This is a genomic window from Kribbella endophytica, assembly GCF_054781295.1.
The window spans coordinates 89410-113682 of the sequence record NZ_BAAGUR010000002.1 but is presented as its reverse complement, the minus strand read 5'-3'; the positions used below and the strand labels follow the sequence as shown (position 1 = coordinate 113682).

Annotated in this window: 22 protein-coding genes; 9 read left to right on the top strand and 13 right to left on the bottom strand. The window is 69.1% G+C overall.

Annotated features, from left to right (window positions below; genetic code table 11):
• Positions 1 to 5: 5 nt before the first annotated feature.
• The 3 genes from ACYVIO_RS19125 (at position 6) to ACYVIO_RS19115 (ending at position 2224) form a co-directional block, all read left to right on the top strand.
• On the top strand, positions 6 to 1529 hold the full coding sequence (locus ACYVIO_RS19125) for an NCS1 family nucleobase:cation symporter-1 (RefSeq protein WP_460652190.1): 1524 nt from the start codon (positions 6 to 8) through the stop codon (positions 1527 to 1529).
• A 63-nt stretch (positions 1530 to 1592) separates the two neighbouring features.
• A complete protein-coding gene (locus ACYVIO_RS19120) occupies positions 1593 to 1838 on the top strand; it encodes a type II toxin-antitoxin system Phd/YefM family antitoxin (RefSeq protein ID WP_460652189.1) in 246 nt (81 codons plus the stop codon).
• Complete coding sequence (locus ACYVIO_RS19115) at positions 1835 to 2224, top strand: type II toxin-antitoxin system VapC family toxin (protein WP_460652188.1); 390 nt, start codon at positions 1835 to 1837, stop codon at positions 2222 to 2224. Before ACYVIO_RS19120 ends, ACYVIO_RS19115 begins: the two co-directional genes overlap by 4 nt.
• A 3-nt stretch (positions 2225 to 2227) precedes the next feature.
• Here the strand turns inward: ACYVIO_RS19115 and ACYVIO_RS19110 are convergent, their stop codons facing one another.
• A complete protein-coding gene (locus ACYVIO_RS19110) occupies positions 2228 to 2695 on the bottom strand; it encodes a GNAT family N-acetyltransferase (RefSeq protein ID WP_460652187.1) in 468 nt (155 codons plus the stop codon).
• Between the two features lie 69 nt (positions 2696 to 2764).
• On the opposite strand from ACYVIO_RS19110, the gene ACYVIO_RS19105 reads away from it, so the two are divergent.
• On the top strand, positions 2765 to 3589 hold the full coding sequence (locus ACYVIO_RS19105; RefSeq protein WP_460652186.1) for a DUF3097 domain-containing protein: 825 nt from the start codon (positions 2765 to 2767) through the stop codon (positions 3587 to 3589).
• Here ACYVIO_RS19105 and ACYVIO_RS19100 read toward each other — a convergent pair.
• Positions 3564 to 6149 carry a DUF3376 domain-containing protein gene (locus ACYVIO_RS19100; protein ID WP_460652185.1) on the bottom strand — a complete coding sequence of 862 codons (2586 nt, stop codon included), beginning with the start codon at positions 6147 to 6149 and terminating at the stop codon, positions 3564 to 3566. The genes ACYVIO_RS19105 and ACYVIO_RS19100 overlap by 26 nt on opposite strands.
• A 143-nt stretch (positions 6150 to 6292) precedes the next feature.
• On the opposite strand from ACYVIO_RS19100, the gene ACYVIO_RS19095 reads away from it, so the two are divergent.
• The gene (locus ACYVIO_RS19095; protein WP_460652184.1) at positions 6293 to 6880 is read left to right on the top strand and encodes a hypothetical protein; all 588 of its coding nucleotides are present in this window, start codon (positions 6293 to 6295) and stop codon (positions 6878 to 6880) included.
• Complete coding sequence (locus ACYVIO_RS19090; RefSeq protein ID WP_460652183.1) at positions 6873 to 7709, top strand: hypothetical protein; 837 nt, start codon at positions 6873 to 6875, stop codon at positions 7707 to 7709. The genes ACYVIO_RS19095 and ACYVIO_RS19090 overlap by 8 nt, the downstream gene beginning before the upstream one ends.
• Here ACYVIO_RS19090 and ACYVIO_RS19085 read toward each other — a convergent pair.
• Entirely contained in the window at positions 7706 to 8725 is a 1020-nt protein-coding gene (locus ACYVIO_RS19085; protein ID WP_460652182.1) for a LacI family DNA-binding transcriptional regulator, read from the bottom strand. The genes ACYVIO_RS19090 and ACYVIO_RS19085 overlap by 4 nt on opposite strands.
• 244 nt (positions 8726 to 8969) lie before the next feature.
• On the opposite strand from ACYVIO_RS19085, the gene ACYVIO_RS19080 reads away from it, so the two are divergent.
• Entirely contained in the window at positions 8970 to 10211 is a 1242-nt protein-coding gene (locus ACYVIO_RS19080; RefSeq protein ID WP_460652181.1) for a SulP family inorganic anion transporter, read from the top strand.
• 2 nt (positions 10212 to 10213) lie between these two features.
• Here the strand turns inward: ACYVIO_RS19080 and ACYVIO_RS19075 are convergent, their stop codons facing one another.
• Both ACYVIO_RS19075 and hemW read right to left on the bottom strand, forming a co-directional pair.
• Positions 10214 to 11548: an ABC transporter substrate-binding protein gene (locus ACYVIO_RS19075; RefSeq protein WP_460652180.1), complete on the bottom strand. Its 1335-nt coding sequence runs from the start codon at positions 11546 to 11548 to the stop codon at positions 10214 to 10216.
• Positions 11549 to 11775: 227 nt separating this feature from the next.
• A complete protein-coding gene (gene hemW / locus ACYVIO_RS19070; RefSeq protein WP_460652179.1) occupies positions 11776 to 12978 on the bottom strand; it encodes a radical SAM family heme chaperone HemW in 1203 nt (400 codons plus the stop codon).
• 86 nt (positions 12979 to 13064) lie between these two features.
• On the opposite strand from hemW, the gene ACYVIO_RS19065 reads away from it, so the two are divergent.
• Positions 13065 to 15074, top strand: a complete 2010-nt coding sequence (locus tag ACYVIO_RS19065) for an MDR family MFS transporter (RefSeq protein WP_460652178.1) — start codon at positions 13065 to 13067, stop codon at positions 15072 to 15074.
• Between the two features lie 342 nt (positions 15075 to 15416).
• Here the strand turns inward: ACYVIO_RS19065 and ACYVIO_RS19060 are convergent, their stop codons facing one another.
• The 6 genes from ACYVIO_RS19060 to ACYVIO_RS19035 all read right to left on the bottom strand — a co-directional run bounded on the left by ACYVIO_RS19060 (position 15417) and on the right by ACYVIO_RS19035 (position 22476).
• Entirely contained in the window at positions 15417 to 15821 is a 405-nt protein-coding gene (locus tag ACYVIO_RS19060) for a MarR family winged helix-turn-helix transcriptional regulator (protein WP_460652177.1), read from the bottom strand.
• 23 nt (positions 15822 to 15844) lie between these two features.
• Positions 15845 to 16225 (bottom strand): hypothetical protein, encoded by a 381-nt coding sequence (locus ACYVIO_RS19055; protein WP_460652176.1) that lies wholly within the window; start codon positions 16223 to 16225, stop codon positions 15845 to 15847.
• A gap of 449 nt (positions 16226 to 16674) precedes the next feature.
• Complete coding sequence (locus tag ACYVIO_RS19050; RefSeq protein WP_460652175.1) at positions 16675 to 18777, bottom strand: transglycosylase domain-containing protein; 2103 nt, start codon at positions 18775 to 18777, stop codon at positions 16675 to 16677.
• A 1189-nt stretch (positions 18778 to 19966) separates the two neighbouring features.
• Positions 19967 to 20782 carry a MerR family transcriptional regulator gene (locus ACYVIO_RS19045; RefSeq protein WP_460652174.1) on the bottom strand — a complete coding sequence of 272 codons (816 nt, stop codon included), beginning with the start codon at positions 20780 to 20782 and terminating at the stop codon, positions 19967 to 19969.
• Between the two features lie 14 nt (positions 20783 to 20796).
• Positions 20797 to 21558 (bottom strand): ABC transporter permease, encoded by a 762-nt coding sequence (locus ACYVIO_RS19040; protein ID WP_460652173.1) that lies wholly within the window; start codon positions 21556 to 21558, stop codon positions 20797 to 20799.
• A 6-nt stretch (positions 21559 to 21564) separates the two neighbouring features.
• The gene (locus ACYVIO_RS19035) at positions 21565 to 22476 is read right to left on the bottom strand and encodes an ABC transporter ATP-binding protein (protein WP_460652172.1); all 912 of its coding nucleotides are present in this window, start codon (positions 22474 to 22476) and stop codon (positions 21565 to 21567) included.
• Positions 22477 to 22554: 78 nt separating this feature from the next.
• On the opposite strand from ACYVIO_RS19035, the gene ACYVIO_RS19030 reads away from it, so the two are divergent.
• Positions 22555 to 23376 (top strand): PHP domain-containing protein, encoded by an 822-nt coding sequence (locus ACYVIO_RS19030; RefSeq protein ID WP_460652171.1) that lies wholly within the window; start codon positions 22555 to 22557, stop codon positions 23374 to 23376.
• A 51-nt stretch (positions 23377 to 23427) separates the two neighbouring features.
• On the opposite strand, the gene ACYVIO_RS19025 is transcribed toward ACYVIO_RS19030, so the two are convergent.
• Both ACYVIO_RS19025 and ACYVIO_RS19020 read right to left on the bottom strand, forming a co-directional pair.
• Positions 23428 to 23745: a helix-turn-helix domain-containing protein gene (locus tag ACYVIO_RS19025; protein ID WP_460652170.1), complete on the bottom strand. Its 318-nt coding sequence runs from the start codon at positions 23743 to 23745 to the stop codon at positions 23428 to 23430.
• Complete coding sequence (locus tag ACYVIO_RS19020) at positions 23742 to 24131, bottom strand: type II toxin-antitoxin system RelE/ParE family toxin (RefSeq protein ID WP_460652169.1); 390 nt, start codon at positions 24129 to 24131, stop codon at positions 23742 to 23744. The genes ACYVIO_RS19025 and ACYVIO_RS19020 overlap by 4 nt, the downstream gene beginning before the upstream one ends.
• Between the last annotated feature and the right edge of the window lie 142 nt (positions 24132 to 24273).

Genomic DNA, 24273 nt, shown 5'->3' with positions numbered 1-24273 from the left:
GACCAATGGTCAACACGGATCAGCTCGATCACCCGGACGGAAGGGTCGAGCTCGACGACCCGACCGTGGTCACCCAGAGCCGGTACGGCAACGAGGAGCTCGCGCCGACCCGGATCAGCGAGCGGCACTGGACGACGTACAACTACGCGGCGCTGTGGATGGGGATGGCGCACAACATCCCCAGCTACCTGCTCGCGTCCGGGCTGGTCGCGCTCGGGATGAACTGGCTGCAGGCCTTCCTCACCATCACGTTGGGCAACCTGATCGTGCTGGTGCCGCTGCTGCTGAACAGCCACGCGGGGACGAAGTACGGGATCCCGTTCCCGGTGTTCGCGCGGGCCTTCTACGGCGTCCGCGGTGCGAACTTCCCGGCGTTGCTGCGGGCCTTCGTCGCGTGCGGGTGGTTCGGCATCCAGACCTGGATCGGCGGGCAGGCGATCCACGTGATCGTCGGTGAACTGGCCGGGTCGGGCTGGCAGAACGCTTCTTCTGTTGGCGGGCATCCGTGGACGCTGTGGGTGAGTTTCGCGTTCTTCTGGTTGCTGCAGATGTGGCTGATCTGGCGCGGCATCGAAGGGCTGCGGCGCTTCGAGAACTGGGCGGCGCCGCTGGTCACGGTCGCGTTCCTGGCGCTGATGATCGCGATCCTGGTCAAGGCCGGCGGGCCCGGGCCGATCCTGTCGCAGCCGTCCGCGCTCGGCTGGGACGCCGACTTCTGGAAGATCTTCGCGCCGTCGCTGATGGGCATGATCGCGTTCTGGGCGACGCTGTCGCTGAACATGCCGGACTTCACGCGGTTCGGCGCCGGGCAGCGGCAGCAGGTGATCGGGCAGATCATCGGGCTGCCGACCACGATGTCGTTCATCGCGCTGGTCTCGATCGTCACCACGTCCGGCACCGTGATCGTCTACGGCTCGGCGATCTGGGACCCGGTCGAGCTCACCCGCCGGTTCGAGAACCCGGTGGTCGTCACCGTCGGCCTGGTGATGGCGATCCTCGCGACCATGTCCTGCAACGTCGCCGCGAACGTCGTCAGCCCGTCGTACGACTTCGCGAACGCGCTGCCGCGGTGGCTCACTTTCCGTACGGCGGGGTTGCTGACGGGCGTGATCGGCGTACTGATCCAGCCTTGGCGCCTGCTCACCGACCCCGACATCTACATCTTCGCGTGGCTGGGCTTCTACGGCGGCCTGCTCGCGTCGGTCGCCGGAGTCCTCATCGCCGGCTACTGGCTGATCGACCGCACCAACCTGTTCCTCGCCGACCTCTACCTCCCCCACCGCCGCTACTGGTACTGGGCCGGCTGGAACTGGCGAGCCGTCCTAGCCACCGTGATCGGCTCGGTCCTCGCCGTCGGCGGCGCGTACGGCGGCCCGTTCCCTTCCGACGGCCTGATCCCGTTCCTCCAGCCCCTCTACGACTACTCCTGGGTCGTCGGCCTCGCCGCCGGCCTGCTCATCTACCTGGGCCTCACCATCGCCCTCCCCCACCGAACCACCCAAGCCACCCACGCCACCCCGACGGTCTAGAACTTGCCGAGTCCTCCCGCGCCGACTAACCTTAGCTAACCGGACTAAGGAGGCGAGGATGCCGTGAGCGTGGGCGCGATGCGGTTCAACATGCACGAGGCGAAGACCCAGCTGTCACGCATCATCGAGCGGGTGGAGCTCGGCGACGAGATCGTGATCATGCGCGCCGGCCGTCCCGTCGCGAAGGTGGTTCCCCTGCGCAGCACCGTGCGAACCGGCCGCGGCTCACTGACCGGATTCTCGGCCGCCGAGGACTGGGACTCCGCGGAGACCAACGCCGAGATCACCCGGGACTTCCTGCCGTCATGATGCTGTCCCCGGCCCGGCTGCTGCTGGACACCCACGTCGTGCTGTGGTGGTTGAGCGACAACTACGAGCTGTCCGTCGGTGTGAAGGACCTGATCGACACCGAGCTCGAGGTGTACGTCAGCGGCGCGAGCCTGTGGGAGATCTCGATCAAGACCGCCGCGGGCAAGCTGACCATGCCCGCCGACTGGCTCGACGTGGTCGGCCAGAGCGGCCTGTTGGAGCTGCCCATCCGAGCCCAGCACGCCGCCGAGGCCGGCCGACTCCCACCCCTGCACCGCGACCCCTTCGATCGCATGCTGATCGCCCAGGCCCAGTGCGAACAGCTGACTCTGGTCACCCGCGACCAGCAGATCCACGCGTACGAGGTCAAACACCTCGCGGCCTGAGCCTCAGTCCTGGTTCAGATCGTGCCGGAGGCGGAGTTTCGGGGGCTTGGCGGAGAGCAGGGTGAAGCCGAGGCGCTCGTACAGGGCTCGGGCGCGGGGGTTCTGTTCCAGTACGTCGAGGTCGACGGCGGTTGCACCAGCTGCGCGGGCCTGGGTGATGACATCGGTGACGATCGCCGTACCGACGCCCCTGCCGCGGGTGCTCGCGCTGAGCTCTAAGCGGGACAAGTAGACGACGCCATCTACCGGCGGATGGACCTCGAGCATGCCGGCGGGATCGCCGTCGACCAGGACGAGCTCGACCTGCGCTGGGACGAACCACGCGCGGTGGAACTCGCGTTGCAGTGTGTCGTCCCACGGCCCCCAGGTTGCCTCGATGGCGGCGCCGAGGGACTCGCGGTGGAGGGCGTAGAGGAACTCGCCGTCGGCCGCGGTCGCCGGGCGGAGTTCGTAGGCGGTGAGCGAAGCCATACGACGGATCCTGCCAGCTCGGGTGTGTGGTTGACGGGGGAAAGACCGTTCTGGGCATACGGTTTGGGGGTGGCTGACAGGTATGGGAACGACGTGCTGGCCGGGGATTGGCGCAAGCCCAAGAACGGGCGGACTGTAGAGGTCCCGCTCGAAAAGGGGATGGTGGTCGAGGAGCCGACGTCCGGGTTCGTGGGGGCGGTGGTGCGCTGGGAGCACGGCGTCGTCGATCTCGAGGACCGGCACGGGAAGATCCGGACCTACCCGATGGGCCCCGGGTTCTGGGTGGACGGGAAGCCGGTGAGTCTGGTCGCGCCGAAGAAGGCGGGGCCGGCGAAGAAGACCAAGACCGCCTCGGGGTCCGTCGCGGTGGACGGCGTCCGGGCGCGGGTCGCGCGGGCCAGCCGGATCTACGTCGAAGGCCGGCACGACGCCGAGCTGGTCGAGCGGGTCTGGGGTGACGACCTGCGGATCGAAGGCGTCGTCGTCGAGTACCTGGAAGGCATCGACGACCTGCCCGCGATCGTCAACCGGTACCAGCCCGGCCCGGGCCGGCGCCTCGGCGTACTGGTCGACCACTTGGTCGAGGGCTCGAAGGAGTCCAAGATCGCGGCGCAGGTGAACAACCGGCACGTGCTGGTCGTCGGGCACCCGTTCATCGACATCTGGGAAGCAGTCAAGCCGTCGTCGGTCGGGATCGCGGAGTGGCCGAAGATCCCGTACGGCGAGGACTGGAAGAAGGGCGTGCTGAAGTCCTTCGGCTGGCCCGCCACCGACCAGGCCGACGTCGCCGCCGCCTGGAAGCACATCCTGTCCAAGGTGAAGAGCTTCGCCGACCTCGACCCCGCCCTGCTCGGCCGGGTCGAGGAGCTCATCGATTTCGTGACGATGGACTGATTTCCGGCAGCCGCGCTTCGATCCACCGGCGGATCTGCTGACGTGCCCGGCGTACGTAGAACGACACCACGAACAGCACCGCCGCCAGCGCCAGCACCACGCCGGCCAGCAACGCAGCAACAATCCGTACGCCGCCAGCACTCACCACCCCGGCAACCACCAGCAGCAGCACGGCGACCCCAGCCGCCGCCACCGGCAACCACGGCTCGAACACCAGCGGCCGCCGTACGGCGCCAAGATCCGGCGACCGCACCAGCCGACCCCACAACGTCTCCCGGGCCGGCTTGGTGAACCACCGCACGGTCCGCAGCAACCACGACTTCGGCTCGTTCTTCCGCGCCGCCGACGCCTTCATCCACTGGCCGACCTGCGGATTCAACCCGCCCGACACGTCGACCAGCCGATCAGCCAGCCCGCGCGTCGTCGCCCGCCCGGCCTTCGACCCGTTCAGCTCGTCGCGCATCGTCGTCAGCGCGCCAAGCCCCGCGGTGACCGGGAAGTCCTCGGCCAGCTTCCGCACCTGCAGCGCCAGCTCGTCGACCGTCCACTCCTCCGACGCGAGCACCTGCCGCTGCGTCTCCCGGATCCAGTCCGGCTCCGCGCCGAGCATCGCGCCGAGGTGCGCGACGCAGTGCAGCCGGCCCATCAGCCAGTCCCACCGGCGCCACTCGGCCGCACCGAACGCGCCGAAGTGCCCGACCTGCGTCCCGTACAGGATCCTGTCCTTCAGGTCGTTCGCGATCGATCCCTCGGGCAGCTCGTCGAGCAGAGTCAGCGGGATGTCCGGTCCGAGCCGCAGGAACTGGAACGGCGCGCTGCGCTGCTGCGGCGTCCGCGCCGACGTGCAGCGCGACACGATCTCGACCTCCAGCGCGGTCTCCACCATCACCGGCCCGACCACCCCGACCAGCGTCGCGAACTCGTCGCCGAGCGCGCGCTGGATCTGCAGCGACTCGAAGATGTCGTTCAGCCCGACCGCGACCGCCTCGGCCCCACCAGCCGGCCGCAGGTCGAGATCCGCCACCGCCAGCTCGGCCGCCAACGCGTCGCGCACGGCCTGCACCTTCAGCAACGCGTCACTCGATGCCTTCAGCCACTTCTCCAGCACGTCGCGATCGTCGTCCAACGCGTTGTCGATCTGCGTCCGCAACGATCGCAGCACCAGCCGTACGACGCGCTCGGCCGCGCCGGTTCCCCAAGGCCAGCAGGGATTCCCGTCCGCATCCTCGCGCAGCAATGCCGTCGACCCGTCCGGCCCAGGAACCCACGGGTGGTCGGCCGCCAGGATCTCGTCGACCTCCGGCTCCGACAACGCCGTCGCCGCGTCGAGCACGGTCGACCGGTCCGGCGAGGCCACGGTCACGGCCTCCCACACCCCACCGGCGGCCCGGCCGCGCGAGTACGTCGGTTGCAGCAGCGCCGCGGCGTCGTGCAACGCGCCCCGGTTCTCCGGGTGATGCACGCACCGGTCGTACAGCCGCTGCGTGTCGGACCACGACGCATCCGCCTCGAGCAGCAACCGTTCGAGCTGCTCGACGTCGGACCGGAAGTCCACCTCCCGCGGGAACTGCACCGCGGACAACGCCGCCACCTGCCAGCCCGGCTCAGTTGCCTCAGGCAACCGAGTCTCGGCCAGCCCGATCCCCGACGACGGTACGACGTACAGCACGTACCGGCTCGCCTTCCCCGTCACCGGCCGCCGGGCGACGACGTCGAGCACCGGCCCGAACGGCGCGTTGTCGAGCACGCCACCGTCCACCAGCCAAGCGCCGGCCCCGGTGTGCGCACCCGGCTGCAGCCGAGGCGGGTTGGTCGCCATGTTCGGCGTCTCCAGCACCGGCCCGAACGCGACCGGGAACGACGCCGACGCCCGCGCGGCCCGGGCCAGCAGCTTGGTGTCGCGCAGCCCGTTGACCGGATCCACCGAGAACGACCGCGTCTTACCGTCGTACAGGGCGCGCTGCTCGCTGGTGAAGCAGAACAGGTATCGATGATCCGGTACGACGAACCGCTGGCCCGCCGCGTCCTTCGCCTCGAACTGCTGCACCCCGAGCCCGGACGCCGTCACGAACAACGTCACCGGCTCCGCCGCCGAGGACTGCCCTCCCCCGGCGACGCCCTTGAGCAGCTGTTTGAGCTCGGTCAGGAAGTAGTCGCCGTCGAGCACCGACGTGGACGGCTTGCCGACCGCGGGGACGAGCTTGCCGACCTCCAGCGATCCCAGGCCGACCCACTTCTGCCGCAGCCACGGCCCGTGGTCGTCGCCGGGATCGAGCGTCGACCCGTGCGAGACGGCGGTCGCGAGCAACGACCCGTTCAGGCCGCCGGCGCTGGTCCCGGCGATGACGTCGACGACCAGCTTGCGTTGCTCGCCGTCGCGGCGGCACAGGTCGCGCCAGCGTTGCGCCAGCAGTTCGTCGTACGGCTGTGACGGCGGTGCGTCGCCGCCCGCCGACGCGCGGCGGATCAGGTCGAGCTCGTGCGTGACGCCGCCCATCCAGACCGCCAGGCTGACGCCTCCGTTGAGCACCAGCGCGATCCGGATCTCGTGGTCGGACATGGTCTCCCCCCTCGTCCACTAGCAGGAATACCACGGCGGGAACTACAGAAACAGAGTTCGGCAGCGGAGAGTGAACAAAGCAGGCCCGAACTGTTGCCGACCCGCCCTACCCGGATCACTCTGGTCAGTGGGGGTGATGCTCGATGTCCCAGTGGGGGAAGGCATCCACGGTCCTGCTGGTGATTGTCTGCCTGGCAGGCTGTTCAGCAGGCAACGACGAAGCCGGCGGTGACGAACCGAGCGGCGGCGACACGACGACCACGGCGCCGGTGGAGACGGAGTCCACCGACGAGCCGTCGGTCGAACCGACCGAGCCCGAGAAGCCGCAGACCGCGCAGGCCAAGCCCGCGATCAAGAACGCGAAGCTGCCGGTCGGTGGTCAGGTCGAGTTCGACGACGAGGGCAAGGCGTGCTTCGCACCCGCGTGGGGATCGGGTGAGCTGCCGGCCGGCGTGGAGATCCTGGCGGTGAAGTACGAGCTCACCGACACCTCGGTCGTGAAGTTCGGCGATGGCACGTGCCCGGACGGACCGCCCTGCGTCGAGGGCACGCGGTTCGGCAGTGGCGCGGACAGTTGCTACCTCGCGCTGAACAAGGCAGGCCCAGGCCAGACGGTGCTCAACATCTACGGCGACGTGACCTGCTCCTCCGGAGACGACTGCGCGAAGGTCCAGAACGAGTACCTGCAAGCCGGTGGGTTGACGATCTCGGTCGAAGCCGGGGATGGCTGAGCCGCAGCGCCCCCAGCTCGAACGCTGGGTGAGCTTCGCCGCCGGCATCGTCGCGCCGGTCACGCTGATCAGCACGCTGCTGTTCTACTTCGGCTACGTCTCCGCGCGCTCGCAGTACGAGTACTTCGGCATCGACGTCGACACGATCGGCCTCAGCACGCAGGACTACGTGATGCGCAGCCCGCAGCCGCTGCTGGTCCCGCTGCTCGTCCTCACCCTGCTCGCCGTCGCCGGTCTGCTGCTGCACAACGCGGTCCACCCCACCGAGCTCGCCGTACGACGAACAGCCGCGGCCTCCGCCGTACTGCTGATGCTCGGCGTCGTCGGCCTGTTCCTCTACCCCGTGATCGGCCATCTCGCGTACTACGCGCTCGTCGTCCCCGTGGTGATCGGCCTCGCGGCCGCCGCGCTCGGCTATCTCTCGTACGTCGCCGCGCGCCTCGCGACGCGACGTCCTCCCGTCGTACTGATCGTGCTGCTCGGCGTCGTCACCACGACCTGCGCGTTCTGGGCGACCTCGACCACAGCGCAGTACTCCGGACGTGGTCTGGCCAAGTCGGACGCGGAGAACCTCGGCCAGTTCCCGTCCGTCATCCTCGACACCAAGGAACGGCTGCAGCTCCGATCGCCCGGTCTGGAGGAGACGGCTCTGCGGCCGAGCACCGGCCAGACCTTCAACTACCGCTACCGCGGGCTGCGACTGCTCGTTGTCGGCGACAACCGTCTGTTCCTCGTCCCCAACCAGTGGAACCCGTCCAACACCACGCTGGTCGTGTCACTGGACTCGTCGATCCGAGTGCAGTTCCAGTTCCAGAACGATCCGCCTTAAGCAGAGCCGCGGACGACCAGTTCGGTGCCGTAGATCTCCGGGCTGGTCAGGTCGGCGCCGCCGATCTTGGCGAGCAGGAGCTCGGCGAGGCGGGAGCCCAGCTTCTCGACCGGCTGGCGAACCGTGGTGAGCTGCGGCGTGGTCGTCGTCGCGACGACCGAGTCGTCGAAGCCGACCACCGAGACGTCGTCCGGCACGCGGCGGCCACGCTGCGACAGGACGCGCAGGGTCGCGGTCGCCATCAGGTCGTTGGCGACGAAGATGCCATCGAGGTCCGGGTGCTCGTCGAGCAGCTGGATCGTCGCCTGCTCACCACCCTCGGCGGTGAAGTCGCCGAACACCACGGCCTCGTCGAAGCCTGCCTCGGCGGCGACCTCCTGGTACCCGGTCAGGCGGTCCAGGCCGGCGGTCATGTCGAGCGGGCCGGCGATGATGCCGATCCGTTTGCGGCCCTTGGAGAGCAAGTACTCGACCGCCGTACGGGCACCGGCCACGTTGTCGACGTCGACGCTGGCGACCGGCACCTCGACGCCGATCGGGCGCGCGCTGAACACGATCGGCAGCGGCAGCTGGGCCAGGTCCTGCAGCACGTTGTCGCGGCCGTGGTGACTGACGATGATCGCGCCGTCGACGTGACCGCCCCGCAGGTACCGCAGGAGGCGCTGGTCGTCGCCCTCGGCCGGCTCGATCAGCAGCACCAGCTGCGACGACGTCGGCGCGAGCGTCCGGCTCACGCCGCGCAGGATGCCGGCGAAGAACGGGTCGGAGAACACGCGGCTGTCCGGCTCGGGCATCACCAGCGCGACCGAGTCCGTACGCCGGGTGACCAGCGCGCGAGCCGCCCGGTTCGGGACGTAGCCGAGCTGGCCGATCGCCTGCTCGACCGCGGCGACCGTGTCCGGCAGCACCTTCGGCGAACCGTTCACGACCCGGGACACGGTGGCGCGGGACACGCCTGCCAGCGCGGCGACCTGCTCCAACGTCGGAGTCCCACCGGCCTGACCATCGAATGCCACTGGGACCTCCTTGACGCGATCTGACCTTCACACGGTAATGCCTTTCGGGCCACCGGGTCGGGTATATCCACGCCACGGCCGTTTCCCGGGCGGGGTATCGATTTCCGCCTCGGGTAAAGTCGCCCTTCGGTACGGCGGCGACCCGCCCGCCCACCGACCCGGTTCCCCCTCGGCCCACCCGACCGCGCGCAACGACGCGCGCCGTCCCGGGCGAGCGGCGGCGCCCGCGCTCCAGGAGACCCCGATGACTTCGCTGACGCCTGAGTCAGCTCTGCCCGTCACGTCCGTACTGGGCGCGCTGCGGTCGCCCCGGCTGCTGAAGACCGAGGTGCTGTCCGGCCTGGTCGTCGCGCTCGCGCTGATCCCGGAGGCGATCAGCTTCTCGATCATCGCCGGCGTCGACCCGCGGGTCGGGCTGTTCGCGTCGGTCACGATGGCGATCTCGATCGCGTTCCTCGGCGGCCGGCCGGCGATGATCTCGGCCGCGACCGGTGCGGTCGCGCTGGTGATCGCGCCGGTGATGCGCGACCACGGCTTCGACTACCTGATCGCGACGGTGCTGCTGGCCGGCGTACTGCAGGTGGTGCTCGGGCTGCTCGGCGTCGCACGGCTGATGCGGTTCATCCCGCGGTCGGTGATGGTCGGCTTCGTGAACTCGCTGGCGATCCTGATCTTCCTCGCCCAGCTGCCGCATCTGGTCGGCGTACCGTGGCTGGTCTACCCGCTGGTGGCGATCGGCGTTGCGGTGCTGGTGTTCCTGCCGCGGCTGACGACGGCGGTGCCGGCGCCGCTGGTCGCGATCCTGCTGGTGACCGCGATCGTGCTGCTGACCCACTCCGGTGTGCCGACGGTCGGCGACGAGGGGCAACTGCCCAACAGTCTGCCGTCGCTGTTCTGGCCGAATGTGCCGTTCTCGCTGGAGACGCTGCGGATCATCGCGCCGTACGCGCTCGGCATGGCGCTGGTCGGGCTGCTCGAGTCGCTGATGACCGCGAAGCTGGTCGACGACGTCACGGACACCCCGTCGGCGAAGACGCGGGAGGCGTGGGGCCAGGGCGTGTCGAACGTGATCACCGGACTGTTCGGCGGGATGGGCGGCTGCGCGATGATCGGGCAGACGATGATCAACGTGAAGGGCGGCGGCGCCCGGACCCGGATCTCGACGTTCCTCGCAGGCGCGTTCCTGCTGGTGCTGCTGGTCGGACTCGGCGACCTGGTCGGCCTGATCCCGATGGCCGCGCTGGTCGCGGTAATGGTGATGGTGTCGGTCGGCACGTTCGACTGGCACAGCATCCGGCCGAAGACCCTGCGCCGGATGCCGTACCGGGAGACGACGGCGATGCTGGTGACGGTGATCGTCGTCGTCGCCACTCACAACCTGGCGATCGGCGTGGTGGCCGGTGCCCTGGTGTTTGCCTCAAGCAACAAATTGGTCCGGCAGCGGAGGACGAGCGAGGAAGAGGTGACCGCCGCTCCGCTGTCCTGACCTCAGTTGCCGACTCGGGTGTTGGCGGCCTTCTCGGCTTCTCGGAGGGCTTGTTTCCACGCGGCCGACGGGGACTGCTTGCCCTGGTCGACGCGTTCGAGGGCCTGGGAGAAGACCTGGTTGATCTCACCGTCGCGCGGGCCCTTGTGCTGCTTGAGGATCACGTTCTGCGCCCGGTTGATGAAGATCTTCCCGACCGGCGCGTTGTTGAAGTACGCGTTGACCTGCGACTTCACCTGCTCCGCGTCGTAGGCGTCGACCGTGGACGGGAACGACCCGACCTTCTTGAACACCTTGATCTGCTGCTCCGGCGCGGTCAGCCAGGCGGCCAGCTTCGCGGCCTCCTCCGGCTGCGCGGACTGGGTCGGCACGGTCAGGTACGACCCGCCCCAGTTCCCGCCCCCGCCGGGGAACACGTCAGCCACGTCCCATTTGCCCTTGCCGAACGACCCCGCGTTGTCGGAGATCACCCCGAGCAGCCACCCCGGGCACGCCATCGTGGCGAACGCGTCGGTGCGGAACGCCTTGGTCCACGCGTCGCTCCAGGTCGGCAGCTTCGCCGACAGCCCGTCCTCGCTGCCCGCGACGATCTGGTTCCACGTCCGCTGCAGCAGCTCGTTGTCCTCGCCCAGGTAGCGGTCCTGGTTGGAGTAGTAGGCCTCGATCAGCTGGTTGCGCATGGCGTCCCAGGTGAGCGCCGCCGAGTCGTACCAGGCCGAGTTCGGCATCTTGGCCTTGAACCGGCGCCCGTAGGAGAAGTACGACGACCAGTCGGGGAACAGCTTGGCGACCTCGGCCCGGTCGGTCGGCAGCCCGGCCTTGGCGAACAGGTCGCGCCGGTAGCAGATCGCCTCCGGCCCGATGTCGGTGCCGTAGCCGATGATCTTGCCGCCCGGAGCGGTGGCGCCGGCGACCTTCCAGTCCAGCCAGCGCTTCGACAGGTCGCCGGCGCCGTAGTCGCGCAGGTCGACGAACTTGTCCGCCTTGGCGAGGTACTTGTAGATCCAGCTGACCTCCATCGCCTCGATGTCGGCCATCCCGGAGCCGGAGGCCAGATTGGTCTCCAGGTTCTTGATGTGCTCGTCGACGGTCTGGGCGCGGCGCTCGGTGATCTTGATGTTCGGGTGGGCGGCCTCGTACTCGCGGTACAGGTCGCTGTAGCCGAACTCGTTGAAGGTCGCGATGGTCAGCTCGACCCGAGGGCCGTCGGCGGCGCTGTCACGGGACGCGGTGCCGGGCTGATCGTTGTTTCCGCCGCAGGCGCCGACCAGCAGGGTGAGGCTGCAGGCGAGCACGGCGGCGGTAGTACGGGGGCGGAGGCGGGCCTTGGGCCGCATGTGAGTTGCTCCCTGAGATTCGGACGGGTTGAGAGCGCTCCCCTTTCGGAAAGTGACCTGAGTTTCGAGCGTTTCAACCGGGTGTGTCAAGGACCACACCGTCACGCTGAGATACCGATCCACCTAGGTCAGTACATACCTGGGGGTTTGATCACCGACAGCACCACGCCGATGACCGAGTGCTCCGTAACCTGGGAGTTTGATGACTTGTCCGGACTTTTGACCGCTCAGGTGAGCAGGTCGCGGACCACCGCGTCGGCCAGCAGCCGACCACGCCGCGTGAGCACCAGACGATCGTCGTCGACAACGACGAGTCCGTCCAGACCCGGCAGCGCGGCGCGCCCGGCAGCGTCCAGGACGCCGACCGGAAGGCCGGCCCGGAGCCGGATCTCGAGCAGTACTCGTTCGACCCGGCGGGTCTCCTCGTCGAGGAGCTCTCGTGCGTACGCCGGGCTCTCGCCGGCCGCGATCCGTTCGGCGTACGCGCTCGGGTGCTTGACGTTCCACCAGCGGACTCCGCCGACGTGGCTGTGCGCGCCGGGGCCGATCCCCCACCAGGTGTCGCCGCGCCAGTAGAGCTCGTTGTGCCGGCAGCGGGCGTCGTCGGCCTTGGCCCAGTTCGACACCTCGTACCAGCCGAGTCCGGCCGCGGTGAGCAGGTCGTCGGCGAGCACGTACTTGTCGGCCAGGTCGTCGTCGTCCGGCATCGGCAGCTCGCCGCGGCGGACCCGGCGGGCGAGTTGGGTGCCGTCCTCAACGATCAGGGCGTACGCGCTGACGTGATCGGGTTCCGCGGACAGGGCCGACTCCAGCGAAGCGCGCCAGTCGTCGAGCGTCTCCCCCGGCGTACCGTAGATCAGGTCGAGATTGACGTGCCGGAACCCGGCGGCGGTCGCCTCTTTGACGGCGTCCAGAGCCCGGCCGGGCGTGTGCTGGCGGTCGAGGATCTTCAGCACGTGCGACGTGGCGCTCTGCATTCCGAAGCTGACCCGGGTGAACCCGGCTTCGAGCAGTTCTTCCAGGTAGCGCTGGTCGACGGACTCCGGGTTGGCCTCGGTGGTCACCTCGGCGTCGGGCGCCAGCCCGAACTCGTCCCGGACGGCCTTGAGCATCGCGCCGAGATCCTTGGCCGGCAGCAGCGTCGGCGTACCGCCCCCGAAGAACACCGTGTCGACCGGCTTCTCGTGCGGCAGGATCCGGCGGGCGAGCCGGACCTCCTCCACCGCGGTCTCGGCGTACGACGCCTGCGAAGCACCACCGCCGAGCTCCTTGGCGGTGTAGGTGTTGAAGTCGCAGTAGCCGCAGCGCGACGCGCAGAACGGGACGTGCAGGTAGAACCCGAACGGCCTGGTGGCGGACTCGGCGACGGCGGCGTCCGGCAGCGACCCGTCCCGGGGCGCGACCTCTCCCTCAGGCAGTGTCGATGGCACGCATCCCATGCTACGGACCCTCGTTTGCCATCTCGTTGCGGCGGTTCCTCGATCACTACGTGTGGTTGAGTCGCTACATTCGGCTCATGGACACCGAGGCTCGGCCGGTCGGACGCGGCACCCGGAACGCGGTCGTCGTCGCGATCATGCTCGGTATGCTGCTCGCGGCCCTCGACCAGACGATCGTGGCGACCGCGCTGCCGACCATCACCAGCGACCTGGGCGGCGCGAACCACCTGTCCTGGGTGGTCACCGCGTACCTGCTCGCCGAGACGATCATGACCGCGCTGGTCGGCAAGTTCGGCGACCTGTACGGGCGCAAGCGGATGTTCCTGATCAGCGTCGTGCTGTTCCTGGCCGGTTCGGCGCTGTGCGGGATGGCCGACTCGATGCTCTGGCTGGTCGGCTCCCGGGCGATCCAGGGGCTCGGCGCCGGCGGCCTGCTGGTGACGTCGACCGCGGTGATCGCGGACGTCGTACCGCTGAGCGAGCGCGGCAAGTACCAGGGGTTCATCGGCTCGGTCTTCGGCGTCTCGACCGTCGCCGGACCGCTGCTGGGCGGACTGTTCGTCGACCAGCTCAACTGGCGCTGGGCGTTCTACGTCAACATCCCGCTCGGCATCCTCGTCCTGGTGGTCGCCTCGTTCACACTGCCGTCGGTGAAGGCGGCGGTCGGGCCGAAGATCGACTACCTCGGCATCCTGCTGATCGGGCTGGCCGCGACCGGGCTGACGCTGGTGACGACGTGGGGCGGCAACGAGTACGACTGGACGTCACCGGTGATCCTGGCGATGGCGGTCGGGTCGCTGATCGCGCTCAGCCTGTTCGTGCTGGTCGAGCAGCGCGCAGCCGAGCCGTTGCTGCCGATGCGGTTGTTCCGGTCGGGCGTGTTCACGGTGTGCTCGATCCTGAGCTTCATCATCGGGTTCGCGATGCTCGGCGGGGTCACCTTCCTGCCGACGTACCTGCAGTACGTGCACGGCGCCTCGGCGACCGACTCCGGCCTGCAGATGCTGCCGCTGGTGATGGGACTGCTGCTCGCATCGGTCGGCGTTGGCCAGGTGATCAGCAAGACCGGCCGGTACCGGCCGTTCCCGATCATCGGGACGGTGCTGATCGCGGGTGGGCTGTACCTGCTGTCGTTGATGACCAACAGCACGCCGTACTGGACTACGGCCGGGTTCATGGTGGTGCTCGGGCTCGGCGTGGGGCTGTGCATGCCGGTGCCGACCGTGGTCGTGCAGAGCACGGTCGACTACAAGGATCTCGGCGTGGCGACGTCGGGGGTGAGCTTCCTGCGGACGATGGGCAGCTCGTTCGGGGTCGCTGTGTTCGGCTCGATCTACGCGTCCGAGCTGCCTTTGAAGCTGGCCGGGGCTGTGCCTGAAGGCGTCGATCCGCGGCTGGCGGCGACGGTCGAAGGGGTTCGGTCGCTGCCTCCGGCGGCGCGGGAGCCGGTCACGGCCGCGTACGCCGATGCGCTGCACGTCGTGTTCTTGACCGCCGTACCGGTTGCTGTGCTCGGGTTCGTCGTCGCACTGCTGCTGAAGCAAGTGCCGCTGCGCGACACCGCGCGGATGACGGCCGGCGGCAATTCCGGCGTCGGCGAGAGCTTCGCGGCGCCGTCGTCCTTCGACTCCGAGCACGAACTGCAGAAGCTGGTCGCGCTGATCGTCCAGAACCACAAGCGCAGCCCTGCTCCCGAGGTGCTGGCCGAGTCCGGGATCCCGCTGAACATCGCGCAGGCCTGGATGATCATGCGGGTCTTCCGCGGCGGCGCCGAGCACGGCTCGGCGACGCTCGCCGAGATCGCCGGCGATCTGAAGGTCCCGCCGGGCGTCTTCGAGCCGCTGGCCGCCCAGCTGGTTGCCGACGGCTACCTGTCCGAGGTGCTCGGGCACTACCGCTTCACGCCGTACGGGCTGGAGATGTTCCAGCGCTTCATCGGCGCCTACCGCCGCTGGCTCCTGGCCCGGCTGGAGGACTGGGAGACCACCGAGGACTTCTCCATCGCCATCGACCGCATCGCCGAACAGATGCTCGACCGGGGACACTCACTCACCACAGGCAAGCACGCGGCCCTGGTCGACGCCTGATCGCCGCTGGCAAACACGCGGCCCTGGTTGACGCCCGATCCCGGCGCCGTGCTGACCGGTCTCGGAGAAGACGTGGGCGCGAGCGTGAACGCCGCCCTGATTGACGCCTGATCCCGGCGCCGTGCTGACCGGTCTCGGAGAAGACGTGGGCGCGAGTGTGAACGCCGCCCTGGTTGATGTCTGATCGCCGCGCCGTGCTGACCAGTCTCGTGGAAGACGTGGCGCGAGCGTGAACGCCGCCCTGGTTGACGCCTGATCGCCGCGGCGGTCGGGTGCCGGGTCGCGTGAGCGAAGACGCCGGGCAGCAGGTCCGGCCCGGACGTCATCCTCGACGGCCCCGCCTTATGCGCTGAGGACTCGCGAGCGGCCGACGAGCTCGAGCATGGCCGCGCGGAAGTCGTCGCGCTGCTCGGCACTCCAGTGGTCGGTGAGCTGCTCGAAGACGGACTCCTGCCAGCGGTGCGCATCGCGCAGCATCTGCCGCCCGGCGGCCGTCACCGCGACCTCACGCCGGCGTGCGTCGGTCGGCGAGGGCGTCAGCTCCAGATATCCCTCGGCGACGGCATCCTTGACCAGCCGGGACGCGCCGCTTTGATCGATCCCGATCTCGTGGGCGACCGCGTTGATGGTCGGTGAGGTCCGCGCGGCGAGCGAGTGCACGGCTTCGACGACCACCACGAGGCGGCCTTGTTCGGCCGCCTCGCCCGCCGTACGGCGCGACCAGTGCCGCACGAACTCGAAGAGCACCTGCCCTGGGCCCGGCTCCGGAGTCACTCGGTGGCCGCCAGTTCGCCGCAGACGAACGCCAGGTCCAGCGCGGCTCGAAGGTCCGGCAGCCGAAGCGAGGCCGACACCTGGTCGCCGGTGACGCGAAAGACGGTCGCCACGCGCGTCGGTCCCTCGTTCCCCGGCCAGGCCGCGTCCTGCTCGACGACCATCAGCCGCTCGCTGACCGGGTGCCAGGAGCGCGCGGTCAGCGAGATGCCGGAGCGCACGACCCAGTCGGCGAACTCGTCCGGGCTGATCGGCCCGGCGCCCTTGGGGCCGAGCACGACGACCGGATCGGTGACAGCGCCGATGGTTTGGGCGGAGTCGTGGGCGTTCACCGCGTCGTGCCAGCGGTTGATCGCGGCTTCCAGGTGGTGCTGCATGAGGTGAATGTATGCGATTCACATAGATCCCACAAGCCGCTAGCCGGCCAGCGCCCGGTGACAGGCCCAACACCCGCCCACGCCCTTCAAGTACCGACCACCAATCGGGCGCCGGTACTTGTGAGGTGACGGGCGACGAGGTCTGCGCCCGGTGACAGACCAACACCCACCCACGTCCTTCAAGTACCGACCACCGACCGGGCGCCGGTACTTGTGAGGTGACGGGCGACGAGGTCTGCGCCCGGTGACAAGCCAACCCCCACCCACGCCCTTCAAGTACCCGCCACCAATCGGGCGCCGGCACTTGTGAGGTCGCGGGCGACGAGGTCTGCGCCCGGCGACAATCCAACCCCCACCCACGCCCTTCAAGTACCCGCCACCGACCGGGCGCCGGTACTTGTGAGGTGGCGGGCGACGAGGTCTGCTGTCGGTGACGCCTCGATCCCGAGCTAGCGGGTCCGGTCGTTGCCTCGGCCTCGGTTGTCGTCGTCGGTCGGCTTCTTCTTCTCGTCGTCCGGCTTCTTCTGGTCGGCGCCGACGATCTTGGCGGTCGGGGGCACGAAGCGGCGCAGCGGCAGGCCGGGGAGGGCCTTCTCCATGGTGGTTTTCCACAGCGGGCCGGCGGTGCCGGAGCCCGTCGGGTCGGCGATGTCTCGGCCGTCGAGGGTGTGGCCGTACATGAGGTTCGTGTACGGCAGGTTCGCGTCGGCGACCACCGAGGCCGCAGCCAGGTTCGGGGTGTAACCGGCGTACCAGACCGCGCGGTTGTCCTGGATGGTTCCGGTCTTACCGGCCAGGTCCCACTTGCCGAAGTTGAGCCGGCCGCCGGTGCCGCCGGGCTCCATCACCGCGCTGAGGACCCGGTTGACGCCGTCGGCGACCTGCGGCGAGATCGCCTGCCGGCAGGACGCGCCAGGCGTGTTGACTGGCTTGCCGGCGTTGTCCTGGATCGACGTGACCAGCACCGGCGTGCAGTACTTGCCGCGGGCAGCGAACGTCGCGTAGGCGTTCGACAGCATCAGCGGCGTCGTGTAGCCGACGCCGAGGGTGAAGGACACGACCTGGTCGAGCGGCCCGAGGCTCTGCGCGTTGTACATGCCGAGCTTCGCCGCGATCGTCGCCGGCGCGCACAGCCCCGTCCGCTGGGACAGCTGCAGGAAGTAGGTGTTCGTCGAGTACCTGGCCGCCTCGATCATGGTCAGGTCGCCGCTCTTGGTCGAGTTCTGCGGCTGGTAGTCCGGGTCCCTGGTGAAGCCCGTACAGGTCCGGAACCGCTTCCCGCTCAGATCGATCTGCTGCGGCGAGTTGATCCGGTAGCTCAGCGGAAGGCCTTTCGAGATCGCCGCGGCGATCGTGAACGCCTTCATCGTCGACCCGTTCTGGAACCCGCCGTACCCACCGGCGTACGACTTCTCGACGTTGTAGTTGTACGCCGTCTGGTACTTGCCGTTGCCGTACGGCTTGCTCTGCACCATCGCCTTCACCACGCCGGTGCCGGGCTCGACCACGGTAATCGCGGCGATCGCGGTGTCGCGAGGTTTGGTGTGCTCGCTGATCGACGCCTGCGCGGCCGCCTGGATCCTGGGATCGAGCGAGGTCGTCACCGACAGCCCGCCGGTCTTCAGGTAGTGGTCGCGCTCCTTCGGCGTCGCCCCGAGCGCCGGGTTCTGCAGCAGCTTCGACACGGCGTACTCGCAGTAGAACGGGTACCGCGAGCCGGCGCAGCCGTTCGGGACCTTCTGGATCTTGGCCAGGTCGACCACCGGCGTCTTGAGCGCGCTCGCGGTCTGTTTGGTGGTGATCAGGCCCAGTTCCTGCATCCGGCGCAGCACGACGTCGCGACGGTCGCGCGCCCGCTTCAGGTTGTTGGTCGGGTCGTAGCCTGTCGGGTTCTTCACCAGACCGGCCAGCAGCGCGGCCTGCGGCAGGGTCAGGTTGGCGGCCGACGTCCTGAAGTAGTGCTGAGCGGCGGCCTGTACGCCGTACGCGCCGTCGCCGAAGTTCGCCAGGTTCAGGTACCGCTCCAGGATCTGGTCCTTGGAGACCTCCTTCTCCAGCGCGATCGCGTACCGCAGCTCAGTGATCTTGCGCTGGTACGACACCGCCGTCGCCGCCGCACGGTCCTCGGCGGTCCGCGCCTTCGCGATCAGGCTCAGCTTCACGTACTGCTGGGTGATGCTCGAACCGCCCTGCTGCACCGAGCCCTCGGTCTGGTTGCGGACCAGCGCCCGCAGCGTGCCCTTCGCGTCCAGGGCGCCGTGGCTGTAGAACCGCGAGTCCTCGATCGCGACGATCGCCTGGCGCATCACCGAGCTGACCTGGTTGAGCGGCACAGGGACCCGGTTCTGCTCGAACAGCGTCGCGATCAGGCTGCCGTCCGCGGCGAAGATCCGGCTGCGGATCTGCAACGGCTCGGTCTGCAACTCCTGCGGCAAGCTCTCGACCGTCTCCGACACCTTCCGCGTGCCGAGATCGACCAGTCCGGTCAACGGGATCACCAGCCCGGCCGCGAGCGCGCCCGACAGCACGCTCACGCCGATGAACTTGTTCAACGACCGAACGAAGTTGCGACCGCCCCTGCCGGTTGCGTCCACTCTTCTACGGTAAGGCCGATCGGCGTCCTCCCGGGGTTTCGTAAGCAACCTGTGAGAAAACAATTCGTTGCCCTCGGCAATTTAAGTGCCGCCGTGTTGGCGACGCCGGAGCCAACGGCGCCGTCTCCAGTCCCAGCACCACTCCGCCCGCACCAAGCTCGACAAGGTCCGAGCGCCCTACTTCCACGAGCCGCCGCCGGCCCCGACCACGGCCGAGCTCAGCAAGCCGGCCCACCCACTGACCGCCACTGCGACGACACTGCGCCCACAGCCGCACCGCACGCCGACCAACACCGCCACCACACCCACGCCGCGCGCCGACCGACACCGCCACCACCCGCGCAGCGCGCTGACGGACGCTGCGACCACACCCGCGCCGCGCGCTGACCGACACTGCCACCACCACGCCCCACGCCGACCAACACCGCCACCACCACGCCGTGTGCTGACCGACCTGCGCCACACCCGCGCCGCGCGCCGCGCGCCGACCGACCGCCACCATCCGCGCCGCGCGCCAATCGGCACTGCGCCCACACCGAGGCCCGCCCGAGCGATCGGTTGACGCTAGCCCAGGTCGCGTTTCAGGATCTTGCCGGTGGCCGTGCGGGGCAGCTCCCGCGCCGTGCGCCGACCGACCTGCGACCACACCTGCGCCGCGCGCTGACCGACACTGTCACCACAGCCGCGCCGCGCACTGACGACACTGCGACCACAGCCGCGCCGTGCGCCGGGTAGCACCCGGGCCGGCCGTCGAGCAGACGCTGATCGGGCTGTAGGTCGCGCTGTCCCGGTCGGCCGGCGGCGGGTCCGGGGCCTACCGCGGCGCCCTGGACGCAACGCCGTCGCGCACCCGCTCGACCGTCGAGCAGACGCTGACCGGGCTGTCGGACGCGCTGTCCCAGTCGGCCGGCGGCGGGTCTGGGGCCTACCGCGGCGCCTTGGACGCGACGCCGTCGGGCACACGACCGACCGTCGAGCAAACGCTGACCGGGCTGCCGGCCGTGCTCTCCCTGGCGACCGGCAGCGGGTCCGGGACCTACCGCGGCGCCCTGGACACGACGCCGTCGGGCACACGACCGACCGTCGAGCAGACGTTGACTGGGCTGTTGGACGTGCTGTCCCTGTCGGCTGGCGGCGGGTCCGGGGCCTACCGGTCGAGCGCGCCGTTGAGCGTTTTGGCGTGCGGCGCCCTGGATGCGACGTTGTCGGGGACGCGCTCGATTCGGGTCCAGCCCTTCCAGCCTCGCTGCTCCAGGATCGTCACGATCCGTTCGGCGATCGGGGAGGACTCGATCATGCTTGCGTCCAGCAGGTCGACGAACGGGTCGTCGATACTCCCGCCGCCGGCCTCCCCCGCCTCGACCGCACGGACCAGCCGCCGTTCTACGAGGTCCGCGATCTCGACGACCCGTGGATCATCGACCTGCCAGCCGGACACGTCGCTCAGCAGGCCGTAGAGCCGCTGCATGTCGGGATCGCGCAGCTCCTCGTGCTTCCTGGCGATGATGTCGTCGACCAGATCCGGTGCCTGGGCGGCGACCAGGATCCACGCGTCGCGCTCCATGACGACGTACCGCTCGTCGACCCCCAGGCTGCGGAGCCGATCGAGGTAGTCCACGACGCTCTGCGGCAGCGCCAGGTGCTCTCCGGCGGCGAGCCGGGCGATGCGCCGACGGTTGTCCTGCAGCCGCCGGATCTCGGCCCGTAGCTCCCGGTCGACCTCCTGGACGCCGTCGGCGAACTCCTCCGGGCTCGCGTCCAGCAGCTCCTGCACCCGGGCCAGCGGCACCCCGGCACCGGCCAGGGCATGGATCCGGATCAGCCGCACCACCGCGTCGACGCCGTAGCTCCGGTACCCCGAGTAGTCGCGCTCAGGCTCGGGCAGCAGCCCGATCTGGTGGTAGTGACGCACCGCCCGGACCGTCACTCCCGCGTACACCGCCAGCCGGCTGATCGTGAGCATGGGATCAGCCTGCCTCAGGCGATCTTCCGGCGGTAGGCGGCCATCGCCCCGCCGTACGCGATGAGCAGGATGCCGGCGCACCACATCAACGCGACCCAGCTGTCGCCGTCGGCCGACTGCCCTGCCAGCAGCGACCGGATCGTGTCGACGATCGACGTCACCGGCTGGTTCTCCGCGAACCAGCGCACCGGGCCGGGCATGGTCGCGGTCGGCACGAACGCCGAGCTGATGAACGGCAGGAAGATCAGCGGGTACGAGAACACGCCGACCCCGTCGACCGACGACGCGGACAGGCCCGCGATCACGGCGATCCAGGTCAGCGCGAGCGTGAACAGGACCAGGATGCCGGCGACGCCGAGCCATTGCAGTACGCCGGCGGCCGACCGAAAGCCCATCAGGAACGCGACGGCCACGACGATCACCACCGAGATCAGGTTGGCGACCAGCGAGGTCAGGACGTGCGCCCAGAGCACGCTGGAGCCGGCGATCGGCATCGACCGGAACCGTTCGAAGATGCCGCTCTTCAGGTCCATGAACAGCCGGAACGCGGTGTAGGAGATGCCGGAGCCGATCGTGATCAGCAGGATGCCCGGCAGCAGGTAGTCGACGTACCGGGCCCGGCCGGTCTCGATCGCGCCGCCGAACACGTAGACGAACATCAGCATCATCGCGATCGGCATCACGGCGGTCGACAGGACCGTGTCGAGGCTGCGGGTGACGTGGCGCAGGGTGCGCCCGGTGAGCGCGGCGGTGTCGGCGAGGAAGTGGGTGGGCATGGTTCGTCAGCTCCTGGGCTCGCGGTCTCGGCCGTTCGCGACGGGGCCGGCGTCGGGGCTCGTGACGCGGGTCGCTGAGTTCGGTGGGTTCGCGGGGTCCATTGGGTTCGCGGCGTTCGCGAGGCTCGCGGCGTTCGCGGGATTCGCTGGGCTCGCGGGGTTCCCGTGGTTCGCGGGGTTCGCGACGAGCGCGAAGAAGACGTCCTCGAGCGACGGCTGCTTCTCGACGTACTCGATCTCGGCGGGCGGCAGGAGTTGCTTGAGCTCGGCGAGGGTGCCGTTCACGATGATCCGACCCTCGTGCAGGATCGCGATCCGGTCGGCGAGCTGCTCGGCCTCCTCCAGGTACTGCGTCGTGAGCAGGACCGTGGTGCCGTCGCCGGCCAAGCCTCGGACGGTCTGCCAGACCTCGACGCGCGCCTCGGGATCGAGCCCGGTGGTCGGTTCGTCGAGGAAGATCACCGGCGGCTCCCCGATCAGGCTCATCGCGATGTCGAGCCGGCGCCGCATCCCGCCTGAGTACGTCGACACCCGGCGTACGCCTGCATCAGTCAGCGAGAACCGCCGCAACAGCTCGTCGGCGACCGCCCCCGGATCCCCGAGATGCCGCAGCCGCGCGACCAGGACGAGATTCTCCCGCCCGGTGAGAATGTCGTCCACCGCCGCGAACTGCCCCGTGAGGCTGAACGACTCCCGTACGTCGGACGCTCGCGTGGCAACGTCGAACCCGTTGACCTCGGCCGTCCCTGCGTCGGCCTTCAACAGCGTCGCCAAGATGCGCAGCAGGGTCGTCTTTCCCGCCCCGTTCGAGCCCAGCAGCGCGAACACGCTCCCCCGCTCCACCTCGAGGTCCACGCCACGCAGCACGTCCACTTCGCCGTACGACTTCTCCAGCCCCCGCACGCGAATCGCTGTCATCCCTTGGTCCTCCCTGATCGTCGTGACCACAGGGTGGAGGGTTGACGCAACGTCAGGGTCAAGCCGGACACTGGGGCGATGCAGCTACCGGCCGACGGTCATGTACACACCGAGTTCTCCTGGGACGCCGACCGCGGCGACATGGACGCCACCTGCGCCCGAGCCGTCGCCCTGGGCCTCCCGGCCGTCGCCTTCACCGAGCACGTCGACTTCACCCCGTTCCGCGCCGGCTTTCTGGTCGAGAACTTCCCCCACCTAGTCACCGATGGCATCCTCCAAGCCCCGCCCCTGGACGTCGCCGGCTACCTGGACTCGATCGACCGCTGCCGCTCGGCGTACCCCGACCTCCAGATCCTCACCGGCCTGGAAATCGGCCAGCCCCACCTGCACACGGCCGAGGTCGCGTCGTTGCTGGCCCAAGGCAACTTCGACCGAGTCATCGGCTCCCTGCACTGCCTCCCCGACACCGGCGGCACCATGGCGGAGCCCTGGGAACTCTTCCCCCACCACCCACCCGCCGAAATCTTCCGCTCCTACTTGGCTGAGATCCCCCGCATGATCGCCGCCTCCGAAGCCTTCAACGTCCTGGGCCACATCGACTACCCAGTCCGCTCCTGGCCCGGCCCCTTCAACCCCGTCGACTTCGAAGAAGAACTCCGGTCCGCCCTATCTGCCCTAGCCGCAGCCGACCGAGCCCTGGAACTCAACACCCGCCTCCCGCTGGACCCGCTGATCCTCCACTGGTGGCGAGAACAGGGCGGCCAGCGGTTGACTTTCGGCAGCGACGCCCACCTCCCCGAAGCCCTCGCCACCGGCCTGGCACAAGCCGCAGCCGTCGCCACAGAACACGGCTTCGCCCCAGGCAGCTCCCCCGCCGACCCTTGGCAAGCCGTCACCTGACGACGCGATCTGCACGCCCGTTTCCGAGGCCACGCCGTCGACGACGGCGGCTCAGCCGAGGACGAGCCGCTCGTCTCCGAAGTTCGCGACGATCTCGAGCTTGCCGCCCAGCGCTTCGACGTACTTTCTGATGGTGCTCAGCTCTGACCTGGTCAGCTCACCGCGCTCGATCGACGAGACCGCCGCCTGGCTGACATACATCGACTCGGCCAACTGCGTCTGCGTGACACCGTGCTGCTGACGAAGCTCCGCCAACCGGTACGCCCGCTGCTCGGCCAGCGCCTCCTCGCGATGGACAGCGACCCGAGCCTCAGCCTCAGGACTGTCGATGCGCTCGGCGCGCACGTCCTTCCACTTCCGATGTGTCATGCGTCCTTCCCTCCTTCACCGTAAGGATCGTCAGCCCAGCCTGGATCTCGCCGGAGGTTGCCGAGCCACTCGTCGTAGAGATCGTCGGCGACCGGGATGTTCTCCAGGTACCACTCGGACCAGCGATCCTGCTTGCTGCCGTCCACCAGCAGCACTGCCTGAGTCTGCGGATCGAAGGCGAACAGCACCCGCAGCTTGCCGCACCGCAGTTCCTTCATGTTCTGATGCCGCGAACCTTTGATCGTGTCGACCGTCGGACGCGGCGTCGCCGGACCCTGCTCAGCCAGCAGATCGATCCGAGCGGCCAAGGCGTCGTACTCCCTGGTGGGCAGCGAATCCATCCACTTGCTGCAGCCGTCCAGGACGTAGACGTCGTACTCCTCCATGGCGCAACAATACAACCTTGAGCTTGTACAAGCCAGGGGTTGTAGCGTCGTTGCAGGCATCCCGCGACACTCCCCCGCCACCGCCTGTTGTCGAACAGCGCGGCAGCGCGCACCTGGCGGGCGATAGCCCGCGCACTCGAAG

What these genes read in the sequence shown, in the direction of transcription:
- ACYVIO_RS19125 (WP_460652190.1), top strand. Translation starts at nt 6, where the DNA reads ATGGTCAACACGGATCAGCTCGATCACCCGGACGGAAGGGTCGAGCTC.
- ACYVIO_RS19115 (WP_460652188.1), top strand. Translation starts at nt 1,835, where the DNA reads ATGATGCTGTCCCCGGCCCGGCTGCTGCTGGACACCCACGTCGTGCTG.
- ACYVIO_RS19110 (WP_460652187.1), bottom strand. Translation starts at nt 2,695, where the DNA reads ATGGCTTCGCTCACCGCCTACGAACTCCGCCCGGCGACCGCGGCCGAC.
- ACYVIO_RS19100 (WP_460652185.1), bottom strand. Translation starts at nt 6,149, where the DNA reads ATGTCCGACCACGAGATCCGGATCGCGCTGGTGCTCAACGGAGGCGTC.
- ACYVIO_RS19095 (WP_460652184.1), top strand. Translation starts at nt 6,293, where the DNA reads ATGTCCCAGTGGGGGAAGGCATCCACGGTCCTGCTGGTGATTGTCTGC.
- ACYVIO_RS19090 (WP_460652183.1), top strand. Translation starts at nt 6,873, where the DNA reads ATGGCTGAGCCGCAGCGCCCCCAGCTCGAACGCTGGGTGAGCTTCGCC.
- ACYVIO_RS19080 (WP_460652181.1), top strand. Translation starts at nt 8,970, where the DNA reads ATGACTTCGCTGACGCCTGAGTCAGCTCTGCCCGTCACGTCCGTACTG.
- ACYVIO_RS19075 (WP_460652180.1), bottom strand. Translation starts at nt 11,548, where the DNA reads ATGCGGCCCAAGGCCCGCCTCCGCCCCCGTACTACCGCCGCCGTGCTC.
- ACYVIO_RS19065 (WP_460652178.1), top strand. Translation starts at nt 13,065, where the DNA reads ATGGACACCGAGGCTCGGCCGGTCGGACGCGGCACCCGGAACGCGGTC.
- ACYVIO_RS19055 (WP_460652176.1), bottom strand. Translation starts at nt 16,225, where the DNA reads ATGCAGCACCACCTGGAAGCCGCGATCAACCGCTGGCACGACGCGGTG.
- ACYVIO_RS19045 (WP_460652174.1), bottom strand. Translation starts at nt 20,782, where the DNA reads ATGCTCACGATCAGCCGGCTGGCGGTGTACGCGGGAGTGACGGTCCGG.
- ACYVIO_RS19040 (WP_460652173.1), bottom strand. Translation starts at nt 21,558, where the DNA reads ATGCCCACCCACTTCCTCGCCGACACCGCCGCGCTCACCGGGCGCACC.
- ACYVIO_RS19035 (WP_460652172.1), bottom strand. Translation starts at nt 22,476, where the DNA reads ATGACAGCGATTCGCGTGCGGGGGCTGGAGAAGTCGTACGGCGAAGTG.
- ACYVIO_RS19030 (WP_460652171.1), top strand. Translation starts at nt 22,555, where the DNA reads ATGCAGCTACCGGCCGACGGTCATGTACACACCGAGTTCTCCTGGGAC.
- ACYVIO_RS19025 (WP_460652170.1), bottom strand. Translation starts at nt 23,745, where the DNA reads ATGACACATCGGAAGTGGAAGGACGTGCGCGCCGAGCGCATCGACAGT.
- ACYVIO_RS19020 (WP_460652169.1), bottom strand. Translation starts at nt 24,131, where the DNA reads ATGGAGGAGTACGACGTCTACGTCCTGGACGGCTGCAGCAAGTGGATG.